2 protein-coding genes are annotated in these 3,194 nt (G+C 77.6%); both read right to left on the bottom strand.

Features of this window, described 5'->3' with window-relative positions:
- On the bottom strand, positions 1-1,376 hold a 1,376-nt coding region (locus tag E9549_RS22520), incomplete at its 3' end, for a protein kinase (RefSeq protein ID WP_236828828.1).
- Complete coding sequence (locus E9549_RS23880) at positions 1,373-3,037, bottom strand: protein kinase (RefSeq protein ID WP_308113180.1); 1,665 nt, start codon at positions 3,035-3,037, stop codon at positions 1,373-1,375. The genes E9549_RS22520 and E9549_RS23880, both read right to left, overlap by 4 nt.
- Positions 3,038-3,194 lie beyond the last annotated feature (157 nt).

Below are 3,194 nucleotides of genomic sequence, written 5' to 3' on the forward strand. Positions count from 1 at the left end.
CCCCCGCCGTCCCCGTCGTCGTCCGCCTCGTCGCCGCCGCCACCGTCCCCGACCGGTACCGGGACGGGGGTCACCGGCTGCTCGGGCGCGGGCGCGGGCGCGACCGGGGCGGGCTCCGGCTCCTGCGGCGCGATCGCGTAGGTGACCAGGACGACCGTGCCGGGGGCGACGGCGCCCACCGGCGCCAGCTCCAGCACGTGATCGGCGGGCACGGCGTCGCTCTCCCGGCCGACGAGCTCCACGCCCAGGCCGACCGATGCGAGCTCGGCCTCCACCTCGGCCACCGGTCGGCCGACGAAGTCGGCGGCGGCCAGCACCACGGGCTCCGGGGCCTCGCTGCTCCCGCCGCCGGCGTCGGCCGGGGCGTCCCCCCACACCTGGAGGGCGGCGATGCCCAGCCCCACGCCGACGACCAGCGCCACCAGCGGGGCGAGCAGGCGCAGCCGGAGCGGCCGGGCCGCGGGCGCGGGCGCGGGCGCGGGCAGGACGTCGAGCGGCCGGGTGCCGGCCGGTCGGGCCACCGGCGGCAGCAGCCGGCCGGCGCGGACGTCGTCGACGGCGTCGCGGAAGGCGGCCCCGTCGGGGTACCGCTCGGCCGGATCCTTGAGCAGGGCCCGCTCGATCAGCGTGCGCACCTGCTCCGGGACGTCGGCCGGCAGCGGTGGCGGCTCCTCGCGCAGCTGGCGGAGCGCGATCTGCACCGAGTTGTCGCCGTCGAAGGCGCGGTGCCCGGCGAGGCACTCGAACCCGATCATGCCGAGTGCGTAGATGTCGCTGGCCGGCCCGGCCTTGCTGCCCCCGGCCTGCTCCGGCGAGAGGTAGTGCGCGGTGCCGACGACCTGGCCGGTCTGGGTGAGCGGCGCGCTCGCGGCGGACCAGGCGATCCCGAAGTCGGTGATCTTCACCGTGCCGTCGTCGCCGACCAGGAGGTTGCCCGGCTTCACGTCGCGGTGCACCAGGCCGGCGGCGTGCGCAGCGGCCAGGCCGGTCGCCGTCTGGTGCAGCACGTCCAGCGTGCGGTCCACGGGGAGGCGCCCCTCCCGGGCCAGCACCTGGGCCAGCGACTCCCCCTCGACGAGCTCCATGACCAGGTAGGCCAGCGCCTCGCCGTCGGCGGCGGTGGACTCGCCGTAGTCGAACAGCGCGGCGATGTTGCGGTGCGTCAGCAGGGCGCTGTGCTGGGCCTCGGCCCGGAACCGCGCGAGGAAGGTGGCGTCCCCGGTGTACTCGCTGCGCAGCACCTTCACCGCGACGGTCCGCTGCAGGACGACGTCGCGCCCCCGCCAGACCTGTCCCATGCCGCCGGTCGCGAGCAGCGACCGCAGCTCGTAGCGCCCACCGAGGAGGGTCGACGACGGCCGGTGGGGGGAGGTCACTGCTCCGTGGCGGGGCTCGTCGAGCCCGACGTCGGGGAGGCGCTGGTCTCGCTGGGCGTCGTGGTGGCCGTGGGCGTCGTGGTCGGCACCGGTTCCGTGCCGGTGGAGGTCGGGGCGGGGCTGCCCGGGAGGCTGGGCGTCGTCGTCCCCGTGGGGGTGCCGGTCCCGGTGCCCGTCCCGGAGCCGGTACCGGTGCCCGTACCGGTCCCGGTCTCCGTGCCGGAGCCGGTACCCGTGTCGCTGCGGGTCGTCGGTGCGGGCGCCTCGGTGGTCGGAGCGGCGTGGGAGGTGCCGGCGCGGTCGGCGGCACCGGTCACCGCCGGCGCCCGCGGACCGTCCCGCTGCTCCGGGGACGCGGCGTAGCGGACGAGCACCCGCTCGCCGGCGCGCAGCGGGCGCCCGGCCGGCTCGACCCCGGTGACGGCGTCCGGGTCGACGTCGTCGCGCACCTCGGCCCGCACGGTGACGGTCAGCCCCAGGTCGGCGAGCCGCTCGGCGACCTCGCCCACGGGCCGGCCGAGGAAGTCGGCCTCCTCCAGCACGATGCTGCCGTCGATCCGCTCCTCGGCCGCGGCGGCGGTGCTCGGGGTCCCGCCCTGGGTGAGCGCCTGGAGCAGCGTGGCGGTGATCGCGGCGCCGGCCAGCAGCCCGATGAGGGGCAGCAGCACGACCGCCAGCCGTCCGCGCCGCCGCGGGACCGGCGGGTGCGCCGCCCGCGCACCCGGGCGGCCGGACGGGGAGGACGCGCCCGCGGGCCGCCCCCGTCCCGGGCGGCGGCGCCGCGGCACGGCGTCCACGGTCACCGTGCCGGAGTCGGGACGGCGACCGGCCCGCACCGCGGCCACGGCGACGGCGAAGCTCGCGCCGTCGGGGAAGCGCGCGCCGGGGTCCTTCACCAGCGCGCGGGAGATCAGCGTCCGGACGCCGGGCGGCAGCTCGCCGGGCAGCGGCTCGGGCTCCTGCTGGACCTGCTTGAGCGCGATGGTGACCGCGTTGTCGCCCTCGAACGCCGGGTGCCCGGTGAGGCACTCGTAGCCGATCAGCCCCAGGGCGTAGACGTCGCTGGCCGGCGTCGCGTGCCGCCCCTCGGCCTGCTCCGGGGAGAGGTACTGCGGCGTGCCGATGACCTGCCCGGTGCGGGTGAGGGCGACGCCGCGCGCCGACCAGGCGATGCCGAAGTCGGTGATCTTCACCGTGCCGTCGGGGCGCACCAGGATGTTGCCGGGCTTGACGTCGCGGTGCACCAAGCCGGTGCGGTGCGCCTCGGCCAGGGCGGCGGCGGTCTGCCCGAGCAGCGAGAGGGTCCGGTCGGCGTCCAGCCGGCCCTCCCGGTGCAGCAGGGCCGACAGCGGCTCACCCTGGACGAGCTCCATGACGAGGTAGGCCAGGGTCTCCCCCGAGCCGTCGCGGGCCGTCTCCTCGCCGTAGTCGTAGACGGCGGCGATGCCCGGGTGGTTGAGCCCCGCGGCGTGCTGCGCCTCGGCCCGGAAGCGGGCGACGAAGCTGGGGTCGCCGGTGTACTCGCTGCGCAGGACCTTCACCGCGACCGGGCGGTGCAGGGCCACGTCGAGCCCCCGCCAGACCTGCCCCATGCCACCGGCGGCGATGAGCTCCTGCAGCTCGTAGCGGTCACCCAGGCGCCTGCGTCCTGGCTCCACCACGGGGGTCACTCCTCGTCCGTCCGGCCTGATGGCACAGGCCGTGGCGTCGCCGCACAGGGCCCGCGCACCGCCCGCACCCCTCCACTGTCGGTCCCGCGGGGCACCGGGCTCCGCAGAACGGGGACCATCGTCCACCACCCCCGAGGATGCCCCCTCC

The sequence above is a fragment of the Blastococcus sp. MG754426 genome, from assembly GCF_021699055.1.
Classification (GTDB): Bacteria; Actinomycetota; Actinomycetes; order Mycobacteriales; family Geodermatophilaceae; genus Blastococcus.